Consider the following 15,872-nt stretch of genomic DNA (forward strand, 5'->3'; position numbering starts at 1 on the left):
CTTGTGCAATATGTGAATTTTTATTTGTAAAAAATAAAGGTCATATAAATACATTTTGGAGGTAATTCCATGCAAACAGGTACAGTTAAATGGTTTAACGCAGAAAAAGGTTTCGGTTTCATCGAGGTTGAAGGTGGAAGCGACGTATTCGTACATTTCTCCGCAATCCAAGGCGAAGGTTTCAAATCTTTGGACGAAGGCCAACGCGTAGAATTCAACGTAGTTGAAGGAAACCGTGGACCACAAGCTGAGAACGTTGTAAAACTGTAATTTTAAATTACAGCCTACTTCAGATGCCCCGAACATAGCGTTTGGGGCATTTGTTTTTATCTGTTCATAAGACCGTTTTTGAACTGATTACATCTTATCGCTTTATAAATCATGAAGAAAGAGGGATGTTTATGTACAATTCACGGAAAAAGCCAATGGATGAGATTCCTGAGGAAATTACAACTGTCTGGAATTGCGCCAGCGATACATGTAACGGCTGGATGCGAGATAACTTCGCTTTTTCTGTCGAGCCGACATGCCCCATTTGCGGTTCTGCCATGGTGAAGGGCGAGAAAAAGCTGGCTGTTTTAAATAATACGAGCTTCAACCATACCAAACAATCCTAAGCGGATAAATGTTTGTAGTGAAAGATGCCCCATAGCCATTAACGGCGCTGAGGCGTCTTTTTTGTTTTTTATAAATATAAATTATACATAAGGATGAACAGGTTTTCAATTATGTGCGGAGGATGGGGCTAGTATGCTCAGTAAGATAGAGTTAAATTCGGGTAGCGCTTCGTAAAACACACCGTGGCCGCTTCGTTCGAAAGGAATAAGTCTTGATCCGGCAATTCCTTTTTGAGTTTGGACAGCCAGGGGGAAAGGACAGACCCGATCCAGCTTGCCGTGTAGAATCCAGGTGGGCACGTGTATACATGGCAAATCAGGGCGCAAATCAGAGTCACGTAGTGAGTACAAAGTACAAGCCATGCTATGAACTGTTGCCGCAAAGCCCTGGTCACGTAACCAGTCGCGTAAGCTCTGGCTGACGGGATTAGCAAACAACATTTCGCCAAAAGAAGTTACCAGTTGTGGACGATCTGTATAGGCTTGTTTGATGAGTTTATCTACCTCTGTGACAGGAGTACCATAAGGAAAGTCGCTGGTTGGGGTGAATCGAGGCGTAGCTGCTCCGATCAGGATCAACTGATTGACGCCAAATCCCCGGTGCCTGCTCATGTAGCGTGTAACCACAGCTCCCCCCATGGAAAACCCGATCAGCCGTACCTGGTTTAACTGAAGTGCCTGCATCACAGCCAGCAGATCGTCTGCCAATCGATCATAATTGTATCCATGCCATGGTCGATCAGACTTGCCGAACCCCCTAAGGTCAACCTGAATACAGCGATACCCGTAAGCAGGCAACAAGGCGGCCTGGTATTCGTACATTCGGCGATCCAGCGGCCAGCCGTGCACCATCAGAACAGGGATGCCTTCTCCAATATCCTCGACATACAGCTTCACGCCGCGTTCCACCTCAATATAATATCCCATCGTGTTCACCCCTTTAGAAATCACGGAATTTCGTTCTCTCTCACATATATGTAGCCAGGGCTTAGCTCATTCGAGAAAGGGATGGGACTGTCACGATATAAGCATATAGTATGTTAAAAAATGTATGTCTTCCTGTATAGGGATAGGATATAATTATGGAATGAAACAGCATCGGGAGAGTGGAACAATGACACCATCAAAAACATTAAAATGGATTACAGGCGGATTGGAGCTATTTTTAGCTATTCCCGTTTTGGGCGGGCTACTCGTCGTAAATTCCGCGTATACTATATTGTTCTTTATGCTGATTTTCCACATTGTTACGTTGGTACTATCGGTGACGAATAGAGAGTCTTATTATGGATCTATTTTAGGGATCGTGACCTCGGTTATTGGATGGATTCCGATTGTGGGCTGGTTGATGCATTTGCTCTCAGGCATATTTTTGATGATTACCGCAGCTCAGCAGCCGCGTGATCAGTATCGTAATCGCAATCCTTATGATGATTATCGCTACTAGGGTAAGTGATTGATACGAAGATGAAAGATCCTGTTGAACAGGGTCTTTTTTTATTTATGAAATCTCCCCATGATAATGGTGTTGTAGTATTTGCCATCTGAAAGAACCTTATCGTTTTTTAATAACCCTTCGATTTCAAAACCATGTTTTTTATAAAGCTCAATGGCTTTATCATTCGTTTCCAAAACTTGTAGAGTCATTTTCTTGATGCCATTGGAGTCAGCCCAGGAAATAGATTTTTTTAAAAGATTCGTCCCGATCCCGTAACTCCAAAAATCCTTTAGTACACATACGCCGAATTCAACTTTATGAGAGAATCTGCTCAGAACATGGCCCTCACATCTTGAAAATCCGACGATTTTATCATGAACTACTGCAACTAAAAATAGGTTTCTGTTATTCTCTGTATCCGTTTCGATGAGCTGTTCAAAACCGGATGTACTTATAAATGCTTCTCCCTTCTCTCTGTCTAAATTTTCAGTTTCTCCATCAATCAGCAAGCGGATTTCAGACAAATTCTTCGCATCTTGAATCATGGCAGATCTGACCGTATAGCGCATTCCTTGCATATCAAATTCCTGTTGACTTATTTTCATTACGTTCTCCTTTTTATGGATTAGAGTGAAAAATGAATTCTGGATCATGTTAGTCTACCATATTATCTTATTTACATGATAAATAAGCCTGTCTTCTTCTGTTGTATCGCAGCAGGGGACAGGCTTATTGTCGTCTCTATCCGTACAGGGAAGCCGGACGGAGGTTTATTATACATGAGTGGATGTGCCCAAACGGGAGCTGTAGCTATTTCTGCTTAGTAGAGGCTTTAGCTGCATTGGTTTTAGCAGGAGCCTTGGCATCTCCTTGAGCAGGAGTTTTACCTGCATCCGCTTTACCGCCATCTACTGGTGGTTTGGATGGTTTCACGCCATTCACCATATCTGTCATCATTTGTTTTAGATTAGAGACGCGTTGGTTATATTCAGTTGCCGTAATCTTGCCGTTTTGTTTTTCCGTAGCCAGTTTCGCTTTCATATTCGAAACCATCACATCAATAACAGAATTTACACTTACGCCTTGTGCTTTGGCGATTGTAGCAAGGGATTTACCTGCTTTCAGCTGTGTATCCAATTGACTGGAGGATAATTTTAATAATTTCAGGAGAGCTTTGTTCTCAGCATAGTTTCCTCCTGCGATTTTAGGGCCGTTAGCATCGCCTGGGTTACCCTTAGGTGCCTGTGCTTTGTCTGCAAGGGGAGCCTTCTCAGGTGTAGTTGAAGCAGCATGGGCTGCGCTTGTGGAGTACAATGCCCCGCCTCCTAAAAATGCCAAGGCCATCGTTCCAGCCAAAATTGCTTTCTTGGTGCTCTTCATCTTCATTTTCCACCTTTCATTTATGGTTTGTTTGGTACGTGATACATCATAAGGGATCAACTTGAATGCTATCTGAGCGCAAGCTGAGCATTTACTGAATGAAATTTGGGTGGCATGACTAAAATTTCAGCTAAAATAAACTTGTATTACGTGTATTAAGTGATATAATACACTTCAGGCACGGAAGATTCAGCCGATTAGGGGGAAACACCCATGGAAGAGCAACGGGTTGGCTCGTTCCGATTTTTAATTGACTTTAGCCAGCCATTATATGAACAAATATTAAATCAAGTACGAAGCTCCATTGCTAAAGGGGAGATCGAAATGGGAAGCAAAATGCCATCTGTTCGTGATTTGGCGCAGGAATTACGCATGAATCCGAATACCGTGATGCGGGCATATCAGGAGCTGGAGCGGGACGGATTGACTGAGAAGCGGCGCGGGTTAGGCACTTATGTTACTTCGTCCAGTGAACGGATTGCCAGCTTTCGGGAACAATTGGCTATAACGTATATAGATCAGTTTCTCGGACAGATGAGTAGCCTGGGGTTATCGTGGGAAGATGTACAGCAATATATACGAAGCAAACAGGCCGGAAATGACAAGGAAGGAGGCGATAAGGCATGACGGAGTCTGTTGTGGTTGCGAATCATCTGGTGAAGCAATACGGCAGTAAAAAAGCACTAGATCAATTAGATGTCATCATTCCGGCAGGACGTATTGTAGGCGTGCTTGGACCCAATGGCTGTGGGAAGTCCAGCTTCTTTCGAGCAATCACCGGATTGATTCAGCCAGATGGGGGCGAGCTTCAGGTGTTGGGCCGACAGCCTGGTTGGGAAACCAACCGGGATATATCCTATCTTCCTGACCGAGCACGCTGGTACCCCAATCATACAGTTCAGCAGACGCTGGAATGGGGGAAGTCTTTTTTGCCTGGTTTCAATATAAAAGACGCGTATAAACTTGCTGATCATATGGACGTGGAGCTGGAACTTAAAATGACTGGGCTGAGTCGCGGCCAGGAGGCACGTGTGCTACTGATTTTATGTCTGGCACGTGAGGTTCCACTCATGATCCTGGATGAACCGTTTGCGGGTATTGATGTTCTCTCTAGAGAGGCGATTGTAGCCGGGATTATTGATTATTTGGAGGGTCGGCAGCAGTCTATACTTATTAGCACGCATGATATTCAGGAAGTGGAAGGCTTGTTTGACTACACGGTCATGATGGACCGCGGACGGATCATATGGTCTGGTGATTCGGATGATCTGCGTGCAGAGCATGGCTCGCTGAATCAGGTGTTCCGCAATTTGTACAAAAAGGAGTGGAAGGCGTGAATTCATCAGGGCTGTTCAAAGATTTGATACGCCATGAATTTCGAAATAAAGGAAGCTGGAGAAAGCAGGGCCGCAATCGACTACCGAGATCGTGGAGACTCGTATATTTCTCATTATTTCTAATTGCGGCGTTCGCTATTTCCTTGTACTTCGCACTTCACAACCAGCTCGAATTGACAAGGCTGTGGTATGTCACCCTGGGCTTGCCGTACATGATCATTTTCATGGGTGTGGGAAGTTTGAGAAGAGAATGGGAAAATGACACCTACGGATGGTGGCTGACCCTTCCCTATCCGCGCATATGGCTGATTAGCGCCAAATGGATTGCGGCTATTTTACAAACCATGGTCGTAATATTGCTTCTGTTTGTGGTGGGTTCTCTGTACGCGTTGTTCATCTCATCAACCATACAGCCTTATACGTTTGCGGATGCAGCGTCTTTTATTGTAGCCGGATTGAACTGGTTTGTGATGATTATCGCCTTCACGCCGTTGGTTATTGCGCTGGGTCTATTGACGGCCAGTACCAAATACAGCACCTTGAGGCCGCTTAACCCGATACTGTGGATTCTTTTGATGGGTGGCGGGAGTGTCTTTTATTGGTCGGGCGATCAGGGGCTTTATGAGCAGTTTGACCATGCTCAAACAGGACAATGGTTTCCATTTACCTGGCATTTCCCGATTGCGGTGTTGATGAGTTGGGTTGCTGCATATGTATTAATCCGCTTGAGCGCGTATCTGCTGGAGAAAAAACTGTCGATTTAGGCTAGCGTATCTACAGGATCTATAAGGAAGGAGTTACTACACCATGACGACGATATTTATATATGTATTGATGGCTGTTTTGGTGGGGCTGATGATCTGGTTAAGGACCAAGAGACGAAGGGGACCGGTAAAAGGAAATGGAATCCGGATTCTGCTCCCCTTGTTTATCGCATTCCCGCTTATGATGATGTCTGTGTACCAATTAATGCATATTCCCGGTCAAACGTACGCCCTTCCCGCCTTTTGGGAACTGCTGGTTGCCGGGCTATTAGGGGCTCTGTTTGGCTATGTTATCTTGCTGCATACAGCGTATGAAAGACGGGATGACGGTCTTATTTATCCCAAGCCGAACCAATATTTTAAATATATTATTATCGCTATTATCTTGATTCGCGTCGTTTTGACCCAGTATCTCAGTAGTTTGGGTACGACCGAAATTAGCATGCTGGCGATTACGATGGCGTTGGTGTATATCTCGATCTGGCGAATCGGCAGCTTTATCAAGTTTCGGAGAACGTTATCCGTATAACAATAGCAATGGGGTTAACAGCGGCTTACTATTCAAAAAGCGTTCATTCGCTTGCCGATAGGAGCCGCTTTTTTGAGTTTCGGCATTAGCAAGTTATCACACATTGTTATTGCACCCCATATCCTTTATTCTAAGGCTTGTGGCTTGCATTGTAGCAGTACAAATATAAATTTTGAAAGGGGGGGTTATTGAGGTTTCAAAAGATTTAAATGGGGTTTAAAGTTAGGTATGCGGGGAAAAATTGCTTTTTTGTGATTAGGTGTAACTTTATTAGTTACATAAAAAGGAATTGTATTCATATTCTATTTTACAGGTTGAGAGGGGCTTACAGTCATGAAAAAACATACGGTTACTGCTGCACTCGCTGGTTTGCTTGTTCTGTCTTCTGCTGTACCGGCTTTAGCGGCCGAGGTGAAATCTGATACGGGTATTCAGGTTTGGGTAGATGGCAAGAAGGAGGCTTACAAAATTGCACCTATCGTGAGAAATAAGCAGGTCTTAATTCCCCTGAGACAATTGGCCTCCAGTTTGGGAATTCCGTTGGATGCCAAGCATATTACATTCAATACGGCGCGACAAAGCACGACCATCCGATATGATCAGGCGACGGTTGTACTGGTGTCTGGCAGTCCGGAAGCGCAAATCAACGGGATTAAGGTGCCACTGTCCACCTCGACCATCTTGACCAAGCAAGGGGTAACCTATGTACCGGTTGATGTCGTCAAAGAAGCGTGGGGCAAGCAAGTGATTTGGGACCCGGCCAGCCAGACCTTGCAAATCGGGGTGAGCAATAAGGATAAGGTTGTAGAGATTCTGAAGAGCTTTGAAACGGGCGATACGAAAGCAGCTGAGGCTTGGATCAGCAAGGATCAGTACATTCAGCATAATCCGAGCTTTGCTAGCGGGAGAGATGCCTTTTTGCAAGGGATTAGCCAATCAAAGGGAGCCAATGTGCTTGTTGAAATCCAGCGGGTTATTCAGGATGGCAATGTTGTAGCAGTACATTATAAAAAGTCCATTGCAGGGAAAACAAGCATTGCTTTTGATATTTTCCGCTTCGATAGCAATGGTAAAATTGTTGAGCATTGGGACAACGTGCAGGACTCGGCTCCAGTCAATTCAAGCGGACACACCATGATTGATGGAACAACACAACTCGCGGATCTCAACCAAACGGAGACCAACAAAGCGCTAATCCGCAAGTTTGTGGATGATGTCCTAGTTGGCAAAAATCGTGCTGCATTGGAAAGTTATTATAATGGTGATCAGTACATTCAGCATAACCCTCTTTTTGGTGACGGTGTATCCAAATTGAAGCAAGCATTTTCCGCAGCGGGAAGCCAAGGAGCTTCTTTTGGATATGATCAGGTTCACATGGTCATCGGAGAAGGCAACTTCGTGCTGGTTGTGAGTGAGTTGACATCGCCTAAGGGAACTTCAGCCGCTGTCTATGATCTGTTCCGGGTAGAGAACGGCAAGGTAGCGGAACATTGGGACGTAGTTCAGGAGGTTCCAGCTAAAACAGAGTGGAAAAATACAAACGGCAAGTTTTAAAAAAGTGCGTTTGGAGTAAGGCCTGATTGGCATGCTTTCCTAATCGTCCTCTTCCTGTTAAAATGATGCAAACTTATAACAGGAGGTTGGACGATGGAAGGCTTGAAGCAACGTGTGGGCTGCCTGCATGCACATCACTCGAACATAGCCTATGTGGAACGAGCTTTGGCTTCTTATGAGGTGGAGCTGATACATTTTGTGGACCCTGGGCTTATGCGCCGGATCTCGTCAGACCCGCATTTTTCTGCGGACGATGCCAGTCGCAAGGTAGAAGAGCAACTGAGATGGATTGCTCAAAGCGACATAGACGTTATTTTGATAACGTGCACGAATTATATTGTTTTGGCAGAAAAGGCTCAATTGCCCCTGTCTACACCAGTAATTGCGCTGGATGAGCCCTTTTTTCATGAGATATGCGATGATTTGCTGCCACGGACCTTGGTATTCACGAATCCGGCTACTGTAGAGGGAACGATGAGGCGTCTTTATCATACGGCTGCTCTGTTAGGCAAACCGGATATCTCTTCTTGGATAGAGGTCAAGGTGGTGGAGGACGCTTTTGAATTGATTATGCAGGGACGTGAAGACGAGTATAAGGAACTGCTGGTTCGTTCGCTGTATGAGCTAAGGGAGGCTGATCCAAGCAGAGGGCTGGCTGTAGCACAGTTGTCTATGGTTGATGCTGCGTTACAAGTGGAGCTGGAGACGGGGCAAACGGTTGGTAATCCCTTACGGTCGTTGTCGAATTCAATTGAGGACTTGTTAGGTTAAAAAGTATAACCAAAAGAACTTCCAACCCGTGTACTGGGACTGTGGAAGTTCTTTTTTTGGAGGTCGGCGAGCAGGTTACTTCTGCGTTGCTCATCACAGATTCTGTTGATCTTGGGTGATGAATACTGCGCCTGCTGATTCTCTTTGGACAAGCGTAACGTATAAACGTTCATGCTCCACGTCTTCCCCGGCAATGATTTTGAGAACTTGTTCGGCAGCTACAGCGCCCCATTTACGTTTGGAGTAGTCAATCGTTGTCAGACGGGGCTGAATATATTGCGCCAGCTCGATATTATCAAAGCCGACGATATGAATATCCTTGCCAATCGTCAGCTCTGACTGAGCCATTCGATTGTAAAAGCCCACTGCCATTTCATCATTGAGACAAAATACGGCTACAGGTTCTAAACCCGGGCCAACTTGTTGCTGCAAAATGATTTCCGCCGCCTGTTCGCCGCCCGATTTCTCAAAATCGCCGTAAATTTCAATCATTTCAGCGACGCCGCTACGCTCAATGGTCTGCTTGACCGCCTGCATCCGTTGCCATGAATCGTAAGAACCTTCTGGTCCGGTAACCACATAAAGCTTACGGTGTCCCAATTCCAATAGATGTTCTATGGCGAGAGCGGCGCCTGCTTTGTTATCCAGCAGCACCTGGTTAATGTTAGGATGATTCAGTTCACGGTCCAACACGACAACTTTATGTCCTCGCTCGGCGTAGTTCAGTAGCTCCTGACTTTCAAACGTCTGATCCAGCACAATGGCGCCGTCAATCATGCGTTCCGGCAGCATTCGGTGAGACTGCTTACCGCTACATACGATGAGATCATAGCCCTTGCGGTTCAAAATTTCCTTGATGCCGTACAGTAAATCTCCATAAACGTCTCCACGAAAATCAGTTAGGAAAACGCCAATAATTTTGGTCTGCCTTTTCTTGAGATTACGTGCGGCGGCATTGGGCACATAGTTAAGCTCTTTGGCAATGGCTAAAATACGTGCGCAAGTTTCTTCTGTTACCTTATCGCTACCATTCAAGGCATATGAAACGGTAGATATGGAAACGCCCGCCTGTTTGGCGATATCTTTAATGCTGACCACATCGTCACCTCCTTGTCGTCCGTCTTATCATTGCTATTGTATATTCATTATTAACCACATATCTATTCCAAATGTCGTAGTCCTACACCTAAGCAGCAAAGGGCGATCCCGCAAGATCGCCATCCCTTTGTTGCCTATACCAGATTAGCATCAAAAACTCTTTATAAAATAATCTCCAGACGATGTACACCATCATGCTCTGCTAACGTCTGCTCGAAAACCTCGCGTTTGATGCGTAAGGCACCGGAGCGGTAGCGATTATCGCCGGCTGGCTCGCTTTCCAGTGGTGTTCCATTCAATACTACACGGCCCTGCTCACCGCCAGTATGCTCTTGCAACATACGGTAGACGAAGGTGATCGGTTTCCCTGCAAAGGAAAACTTAAATTCCAATCCGTCGAGATGATCCGGCAGCACAGGGTCCAGGATCAGGTCTTCGCCTGACTGACGAACACCAAGGACATTCGATATCAGCTGATTCATATAGATTCCCGGACCGCTGGAATAGATTCTCCAACCGCCTTTGACGGGTACGGCTCCTTCACGCAGTTCACCAAACCGTTCCTGTGCTTCATAGCGGGTATTAAATTTACCGTCCGAGCTACTGAAATAGGCGTTGCTTTGGCGCCATTCGGCATTCGGTACGGACGCACGGATGCCGACCGGATTGATGAGCTTCAAGCTATGCCAAGCGTCATCCTTGCGTCCCAACTTGGCCATCGCTTCCGCAAAGCGGATATGGGCATGCACATATTGCAGCCCGACTTCACGTCCAAAGTTGGCCGCTTGCTCTGCGCGCTTGAAGTGCGAGCTCACACCGCCATCATACTGTGCAGGACGGTTCATCAGACGCACACCATCCGGGCAGAGGAACTGCTCACGGATGAGTTGCTCATGAGCCAATGCTTGCTCAGGCGTGAGCAGCTGGCTGATCATGCTGCGCGTCATCGGCAGCAAGCGGTAATGGATTCCCGTCTCAGTGTCAGACGGATGGAGCATCAGCTTAGGTTGACCGGGCTCTTCCATATACACGAAGCCCGGAATAATTCCGCTCTCCAGCATGTAGCGGTTGAAGTCTTTACGGATGCCATTGGCCATCTGATGTAGATCTTGTGCAATCTTGTCGGCTTCGCATACTACACCCGCGGGGGCCTGCTCCAAAGCTGCAGCAAAGTTACTAATAACTTGGTAGGTGAGTGCAACCGTCCAGCTGCTCGCCATGTATTGCTTCAGCTGTGCATTGGCTGGCTGGAGGGTATCGTCCCAATCGCCGTCGCCATAGGCCGACAAATACGTATCATGCAGGAAATTATCTCGAATGTATTCGATTTCCTTCAGGGCATGTTCCATGAGAGTCGCGGTCTGCTTGGTATAATCGAAAGTATGTCGATGGGTGTAAGGTACATTTTCTTCCAGAATACTGTAATCACGGGTAGCGGTCAAATAATCGCCCAGTACCTTGAGCGGCCAGACGATAATATCCCCATGGCTTTCTTCTTGCTGCACGTGAGTATAGTTGTCAAACATAAACCATTGCGGCCAGTTTCCGCTGTCCTCGTACTGATGGCTGAAGACAGTCAGCAGAATGGAACGAACCTCATCGAACTTTTGCACAGCTGAGAAATATTCCACAGGCCCCTGACACACATCGCGTGTTCCCCAGGCTGCACCGCCGTATTGCTCCAGACCGTGAGGTACAGAATAGTGAACGAGCATATTATGGGTGTACCACCAAGCCACTGCGTTCACACGGAACAGCTCGCTTGTTTCATGTTGACCCAGCGATAGATGGAAACCGTTCATAAGCTCGGCAAAATATGCCCGATAGTGCTCGCGCTCATCTTTAAAGGAAGCGTGACGCTCTTTGTGTGCTGATTCTTGCCCGGCTGAAAGTCCATTCAGCCAACCCTGCACGGTGCAGGTCCATTCGCTGCTGTCACCCAGCTCTAGCACAACCAGAGATGCATCAGGGGAAGCATTACCCTGTAGCAGTGCGTGAGCGTCGCTCACATGCTGTAATGGAGCGCCTTCTATGTGCATTAGGTACAGCAGGTCGGGATAGGCTTCGGCACTCAGGGAAGCAGAGTCTGCCCGGAAGAGTAAGGCGTCGCCTTCACGTTCCATATGAAACGGAAGCTCATATTCGTTCACATGCATAGACATTTGCTGAGTGATGAGGAACGGATAGGTTTTGCCACTTGCCGCACGCATGTGAAGCCGTACTTCTGGGCTATCGGCATTCGTATAGTTTGTAATAATGAATGTATCGTCAGCCGTTTTGTAGTACCAGCGCACATAATTAAAGCCAATCTCGAACAGGGAAGGCATCGTGAGCAGGCGGTATTTCCCTTGGATTCCGACATAAATGCGCTGACCGGATGTCTTGGGAATATTGAGCGCATTACGCGCGTTGGTAATCATTTTGTTGAAATTCGTATTGCCGATTACGAGCTGGGAATTGAACACTCCGTACATATAGGAGGTGGTTGTAATGGTTTCTTCCTTACCTCCTGAGTAATGCCCGCCCATTAAAATGTGCCCGTGGGGACGCTCTACACGAAGCTCTTTGGATTTGAGTACAACATGCTCATAGCTGTCCGTGAAAAAGGAAAGGAGTTTATTGCCATCCCGTTCTTCTTCCTGCCGTTTGGGGAAAAGTTGATTCACTTCGGCATCGGTGAAGTCCAGCGTACGCAGCGGCTCACCGATGGTTTGAGCTGGAGCCACACGCCCTGCCTGAAGATCACTTGCCGCGTGTGTCGGTATGCTGGTCTCAGAGGCGTCTGCTAGAACGGCAGTTACTTCGTCGCGTGCCTTTGTCACCAGTTCCTGATACTCCAGCTTTGTCACTGCGGCTGGATGATTGGGCTGGAAAAGACCGTAAAAAGTAAAGCGAGCTTCCCCGGCAAGTTCCACTCGCTCGGACTGCAATGCGGTATAGGCGAATTCGTATTGGTATACTTCATTGGCGAGCGAGTCGCGACGGAGTGCTTCCGGCTCATTCGTTTCCTTGTACGATAGTCCAAAGAACTGAAAACCGTCAGTCGAGTAACCAACAGTGCGGGTTAACGAGCCTTGTTGAATGTATGGGAATGTCTGACTTTGAGGCTGGTTTTGACGTGAGCAAACGGTATAGCCTCTTTGTTCATTATGGTAGACGGTGTGGTCAATATATTGAGACAAATAAGCTTCATTACTGCGTACAGCAGCGGTATCGGCAATGCCGATATCCTGACCGTACACGACATCTGCTTCCACGTCATCGCCCTGTAGGGTTACATCCCAGAACCATACTCCCAGGCGGCTTAGCGTGAAGGTCACCTGATAGCCTACACCAGCGGTGAAACCTTCCCAAATAATCTGCTGATCTGTTTGTCGAATTACTCCCGGTGAGCGAACTCCAAGCAGGGGAGTGATACTTACACCGGATGGACGGTACAATCTCAAGTACAGATTGTTCAGGGAACCATCGACTGAATTGGTCAACAGCTGGTTGATCATCGTTGAGCCATGGGCGATCTTATACACATCACCGCTGCTCAAGAAGGTAAAAGACAGGTCGCCGGCCCGCAGCAAAATATTTTGATCCAGACTTGTATTCATCAAAGGGAACGCCTCACTTTCTTGTTTATTTCACTAACCGAAAACGGCTTTCGCTGGTATCTCGGCTGTTAGGTCCTGTAAAGACGGCAAATTCACCGCTGTCACTGCTGAAGCTCAAATCTGCATGATGATAGCGCAGCTGAGGCTCGGTCAATGCAAATTCCACTTCCCGGCTTTCGCCTGGGGCAAGAAGGACTTTGCAGAAATCTTTCAGTTCTTTCATTGGGCGAACCGTATCACCGCTGATATCACGAACATAGAACTGGACGGTTTCTTCGACTGGACGTGTTCCTGTGTTCGTTACCTGCACTTTCACGGTCAGTTCCTGACCAGGTATAAGGGTATCGCCGGAAAGCTGTACGCTATCATAAGCGACATCGGTATAACTCAGTCCATAGCCAAACGGGAATAAAGGTTCGTTCGGTACGTCTAGATATTGAGACACATAACGTTCTTTTGTATTCGGATCTAACTGCGGGCGTCCTGTATTAAAATGATTGTAGTACACGGGCACCTGTCCGACCGATTGCGGGAATGACATGGTCAGGCGACCCGTAGGTTCGGCATCACCGTACAACAAGTCGGCAATCGCCGCGCCGCCTTCGCCACCAGGGAACCAGGCTTCCAGTACAGCGTCTGCTTCTTCAATAACACCGTGCAGATCCAACGGACGACCATTAAATAATACGGCTACCATAGGCTTGTTCAGCGTCTTCAGGCGCTTCACCAGTTCCAACTGGGCTTGTGGCAGGCGAATATTGGAACGGCTGCCTGCTTCACCACTCATATCCGAGCGCTCTCCAAGCGCCAACACGATAACCTCTGCTTTGCTGGCAACTTGCAGAGCTTCTGCATATTGCTCCTCAGTTATATCGTCGATAGAGCAACCTGTCGCAACCGTGAGCAGCGAGGAGGATATTTTCGATTGGAACCCGTCAACAACGCGAATAGCTTCCTCTTGCGAACCGCTCCACGACCAAGAGCCCAAGATATCACCACTCTCTACAAAAGGCCCGATCAACGCAATATGTTGATTGCGATTCAATGGAAGAACGGAATCATTTTTGAGCAACACGCAAGATTTAATAGCTAATTCTTTGGCAACCGTACGGTGAGCTTCACAGAACACAACTTCACGTTCACGCTCAGGGTCTGCGCCGCGTAGCGGATTTTCGAACAAGCCCAGCTTTTGCTTGAGCTTCAATATACGCATTACTGCTTCATCAATGAGTGCTTCATCCAGCTGTCCGCTGCGAACCAGCTCAGGCAGATACCCGTTATAGCAAGAGGTCATCATTTCAATATCTACGCCAGCCAGCAGTGCTTTCTTCGCTGCCTCGCGCTCATCCTCGGCGATGCCGTGAGGGATAAGCTCCTTGATGGCGGCCCAATCCGAGATGAGTACACCATCAAAGCCCCATTCATCACGAAGCAAATCACGCATCAGGCGCTTATTGCCCGTTGCGGCTACGCCTTCTACGGTATTGAAGGACGTCATCACCATTTCGCAGCCTTCATCTAAGGCAGCTTTATAGGAGGGAAGATAATACTCTCGCAGCTGCCATGCGGATACATCTACAGTGTTGTAATCCCGTCCGCCTTCACCAGCTCCATATGCGGCAAAATGCTTCACGCATGCGGCCACCCGGTCGGTATCGTTCGTCAGATCTTTACCCTGAAATCCGCGCACAAACGCACGGGCAAATTGACTGTTGAGATGAGGGTCTTCCCCAGTAGATTCCATCACACGGCCCCAGCGCGGGTCACGCACCAGATCGACCATAGGGGCGAATGTGACGTGAACACCGGATACAGCCGCCTCGCGGGCAGCAATGGTAGCGCTCTCTTCTGCCAGCTGCATATCCCATGAGCAACCAATAGCCAGCGGTATAGGGAAAATCGTTTTGAAGCCATGTACAATATCTGCCATAATTAAAAGCGGAATACCCAGACGGTTTTTACTCAAATGAGCCTGCTGAACACGAATTGCTTCCTTGGCCCCTGCGATGCCAAGCACGGAACCGACGTTATGGACATTTTTCTCTGTGATGCCAAGAGAAGCCATAGGGCCGGTAATTTGACTATCTGTTCCCGCTTCTTCAAAGAAGGCACCTACAAGCTGTAGCAGTTGATCAACTTTTTCTTCAAGCGTCATGCTTTCTAAATAGGAATTCAGGTGTTGTTCCATCATAATCCTCCATAAGCTGTATTGTTGGTGGACAGCTCTCTTTTTCAGATTCATGAGATTTTTTGGATAAAGATGATTCAAAAAAGTGCTGAACAGGCTAATAGCTAGTATAGAAGCATAATGTTCTGTCGTATTATTAATCGAAACGTTTCTATTATTGAACTCAGTTGGATTATATACGCTTTCAAATACAGAGTCAAATCCAATTCAGGGTCTTTTCATAGGTTAAATAACGTAATAAAGATGATATATATGAAAAAAAGTTGGTATTCTGAGCAAATAAAAAATAATATTCCTATTGAATACGGTTTCAATTTGTTTTATAATGACTATCGAAACGTTTCTATTGAGGGGTATGGTCCTTGTGCTTTGAACATAAGTGTTATAGCGGTATGCTTTAATCGCTAGGTATTTACATGCATCAGGATTTTACAAAATTCGATTCTTGTCGTTTCAAAGTGCAATATATGGACGAATTAAACCATTTCGTTCTATATAATGTTCATTGGAAGTTGCTTATTGAATTTTTGCAAAGTCCTCGTATTTGAATCCGTTATCATATTGCATGATCGGTAAACCGGTCATCTCGGGAGG

The 15,872-nt window shown here is 46.7% G+C and carries 15 protein-coding genes; 9 read left to right on the forward strand and 6 right to left on the reverse strand.

The annotated features are described in order from the left end of the window. The first annotated feature begins 69 nt into the window (after positions 1-69). A complete protein-coding gene (locus MKY16_RS01635; RefSeq protein ID WP_007428290.1) occupies positions 70-270 on the forward strand; it encodes a cold-shock protein in 201 nt (66 codons plus the stop codon). A 131-nt stretch (positions 271-401) separates the two neighbouring features. Further along, positions 402-617, forward strand: coding sequence for a cold-shock protein (locus MKY16_RS01640; protein ID WP_013308357.1), 216 nt, complete (start codon positions 402-404; stop codon positions 615-617). Between the two features lie 105 nt (positions 618-722). Here MKY16_RS01640 and MKY16_RS01645 read toward each other — a convergent pair whose 3' ends face one another. After that, positions 723-1,544 (reverse strand): alpha/beta fold hydrolase, encoded by an 822-nt coding sequence (locus MKY16_RS01645; RefSeq protein WP_340953835.1) that lies wholly within the window; start codon positions 1,542-1,544, stop codon positions 723-725. 187 nt (positions 1,545-1,731) lie between these two features. Here MKY16_RS01645 and MKY16_RS01650 point away from each other — a divergent pair, with 187 nt between their 5' ends. Further along, a complete protein-coding gene (locus MKY16_RS01650; protein ID WP_029516858.1) occupies positions 1,732-2,064 on the forward strand; it encodes a hypothetical protein in 333 nt (110 codons plus the stop codon). Positions 2,065-2,114: 50 nt separating this feature from the next. Here MKY16_RS01650 and MKY16_RS01655 read toward each other — a convergent pair whose 3' ends face one another. Continuing rightward, positions 2,115-2,660, reverse strand: coding sequence for a GNAT family N-acetyltransferase (locus MKY16_RS01655; RefSeq protein ID WP_340953837.1), 546 nt, complete (start codon positions 2,658-2,660; stop codon positions 2,115-2,117). A 205-nt stretch (positions 2,661-2,865) separates the two neighbouring features. Beyond that, the gene (locus MKY16_RS01660; protein WP_340953840.1) at positions 2,866-3,435 is read right to left on the reverse strand and encodes a hypothetical protein; all 570 of its coding nucleotides are present in this window, start codon (positions 3,433-3,435) and stop codon (positions 2,866-2,868) included. A gap of 213 nt (positions 3,436-3,648) precedes the next feature. Here MKY16_RS01660 and MKY16_RS01665 point away from each other — a divergent pair, with 213 nt between their 5' ends. The 6 genes from MKY16_RS01665 (at position 3,649) to MKY16_RS01690 (ending at position 8,390) form a co-directional block, all read left to right on the forward strand. After that, on the forward strand, positions 3,649-4,062 hold the full coding sequence (locus tag MKY16_RS01665) for a GntR family transcriptional regulator (RefSeq protein ID WP_103048456.1): 414 nt from the start codon (positions 3,649-3,651) through the stop codon (positions 4,060-4,062). Continuing rightward, entirely contained in the window at positions 4,059-4,772 is a 714-nt protein-coding gene (locus MKY16_RS01670; RefSeq protein ID WP_209949938.1) for an ABC transporter ATP-binding protein, read from the forward strand. Before MKY16_RS01665 ends, MKY16_RS01670 begins: the two co-directional genes overlap by 4 nt. Then, positions 4,769-5,536 carry an ABC-2 transporter permease gene (locus MKY16_RS01675; protein WP_209949939.1) on the forward strand — a complete coding sequence of 256 codons (768 nt, stop codon included), beginning with the start codon at positions 4,769-4,771 and terminating at the stop codon, positions 5,534-5,536. Before MKY16_RS01670 ends, MKY16_RS01675 begins: the two co-directional genes overlap by 4 nt. 43 nt (positions 5,537-5,579) lie before the next feature. Continuing rightward, positions 5,580-6,065, forward strand: a complete 486-nt coding sequence (locus tag MKY16_RS01680; RefSeq protein WP_061830717.1) for a CcdC protein domain-containing protein — start codon at positions 5,580-5,582, stop codon at positions 6,063-6,065. 333 nt (positions 6,066-6,398) lie between these two features. After that, the gene (locus tag MKY16_RS01685) at positions 6,399-7,619 is read left to right on the forward strand and encodes a stalk domain-containing protein (RefSeq protein WP_340953847.1); all 1,221 of its coding nucleotides are present in this window, start codon (positions 6,399-6,401) and stop codon (positions 7,617-7,619) included. Positions 7,620-7,712: 93 nt separating this feature from the next. Beyond that, positions 7,713-8,390, forward strand: a complete 678-nt coding sequence (locus tag MKY16_RS01690) for a hypothetical protein (protein ID WP_340953849.1) — start codon at positions 7,713-7,715, stop codon at positions 8,388-8,390. 93 nt (positions 8,391-8,483) lie between these two features. Here MKY16_RS01690 and MKY16_RS01695 read toward each other — a convergent pair whose 3' ends face one another. The 3 genes from MKY16_RS01695 to MKY16_RS01705 form a co-directional block, all read right to left on the reverse strand. Beyond that, the gene (locus tag MKY16_RS01695) at positions 8,484-9,488 is read right to left on the reverse strand and encodes a LacI family DNA-binding transcriptional regulator (protein ID WP_029516849.1); all 1,005 of its coding nucleotides are present in this window, start codon (positions 9,486-9,488) and stop codon (positions 8,484-8,486) included. Between the two features lie 161 nt (positions 9,489-9,649). Beyond that, positions 9,650-13,090 (reverse strand): GH36-type glycosyl hydrolase domain-containing protein, encoded by a 3,441-nt coding sequence (locus tag MKY16_RS01700; RefSeq protein ID WP_340953851.1) that lies wholly within the window; start codon positions 13,088-13,090, stop codon positions 9,650-9,652. 25 nt (positions 13,091-13,115) lie between these two features. Beyond that, on the reverse strand, positions 13,116-15,278 hold the full coding sequence (locus tag MKY16_RS01705) for a glycoside hydrolase family 3 N-terminal domain-containing protein (RefSeq protein WP_340953854.1): 2,163 nt from the start codon (positions 15,276-15,278) through the stop codon (positions 13,116-13,118). Positions 15,279-15,872: the final 594 nt, after the last annotated feature.

This window comes from Paenibacillus sp. FSL L8-0641 (assembly GCF_038006265.1).
Lineage (GTDB): Bacteria > Bacillota > Bacilli > Paenibacillales > Paenibacillaceae > Paenibacillus > Paenibacillus polymyxa_D.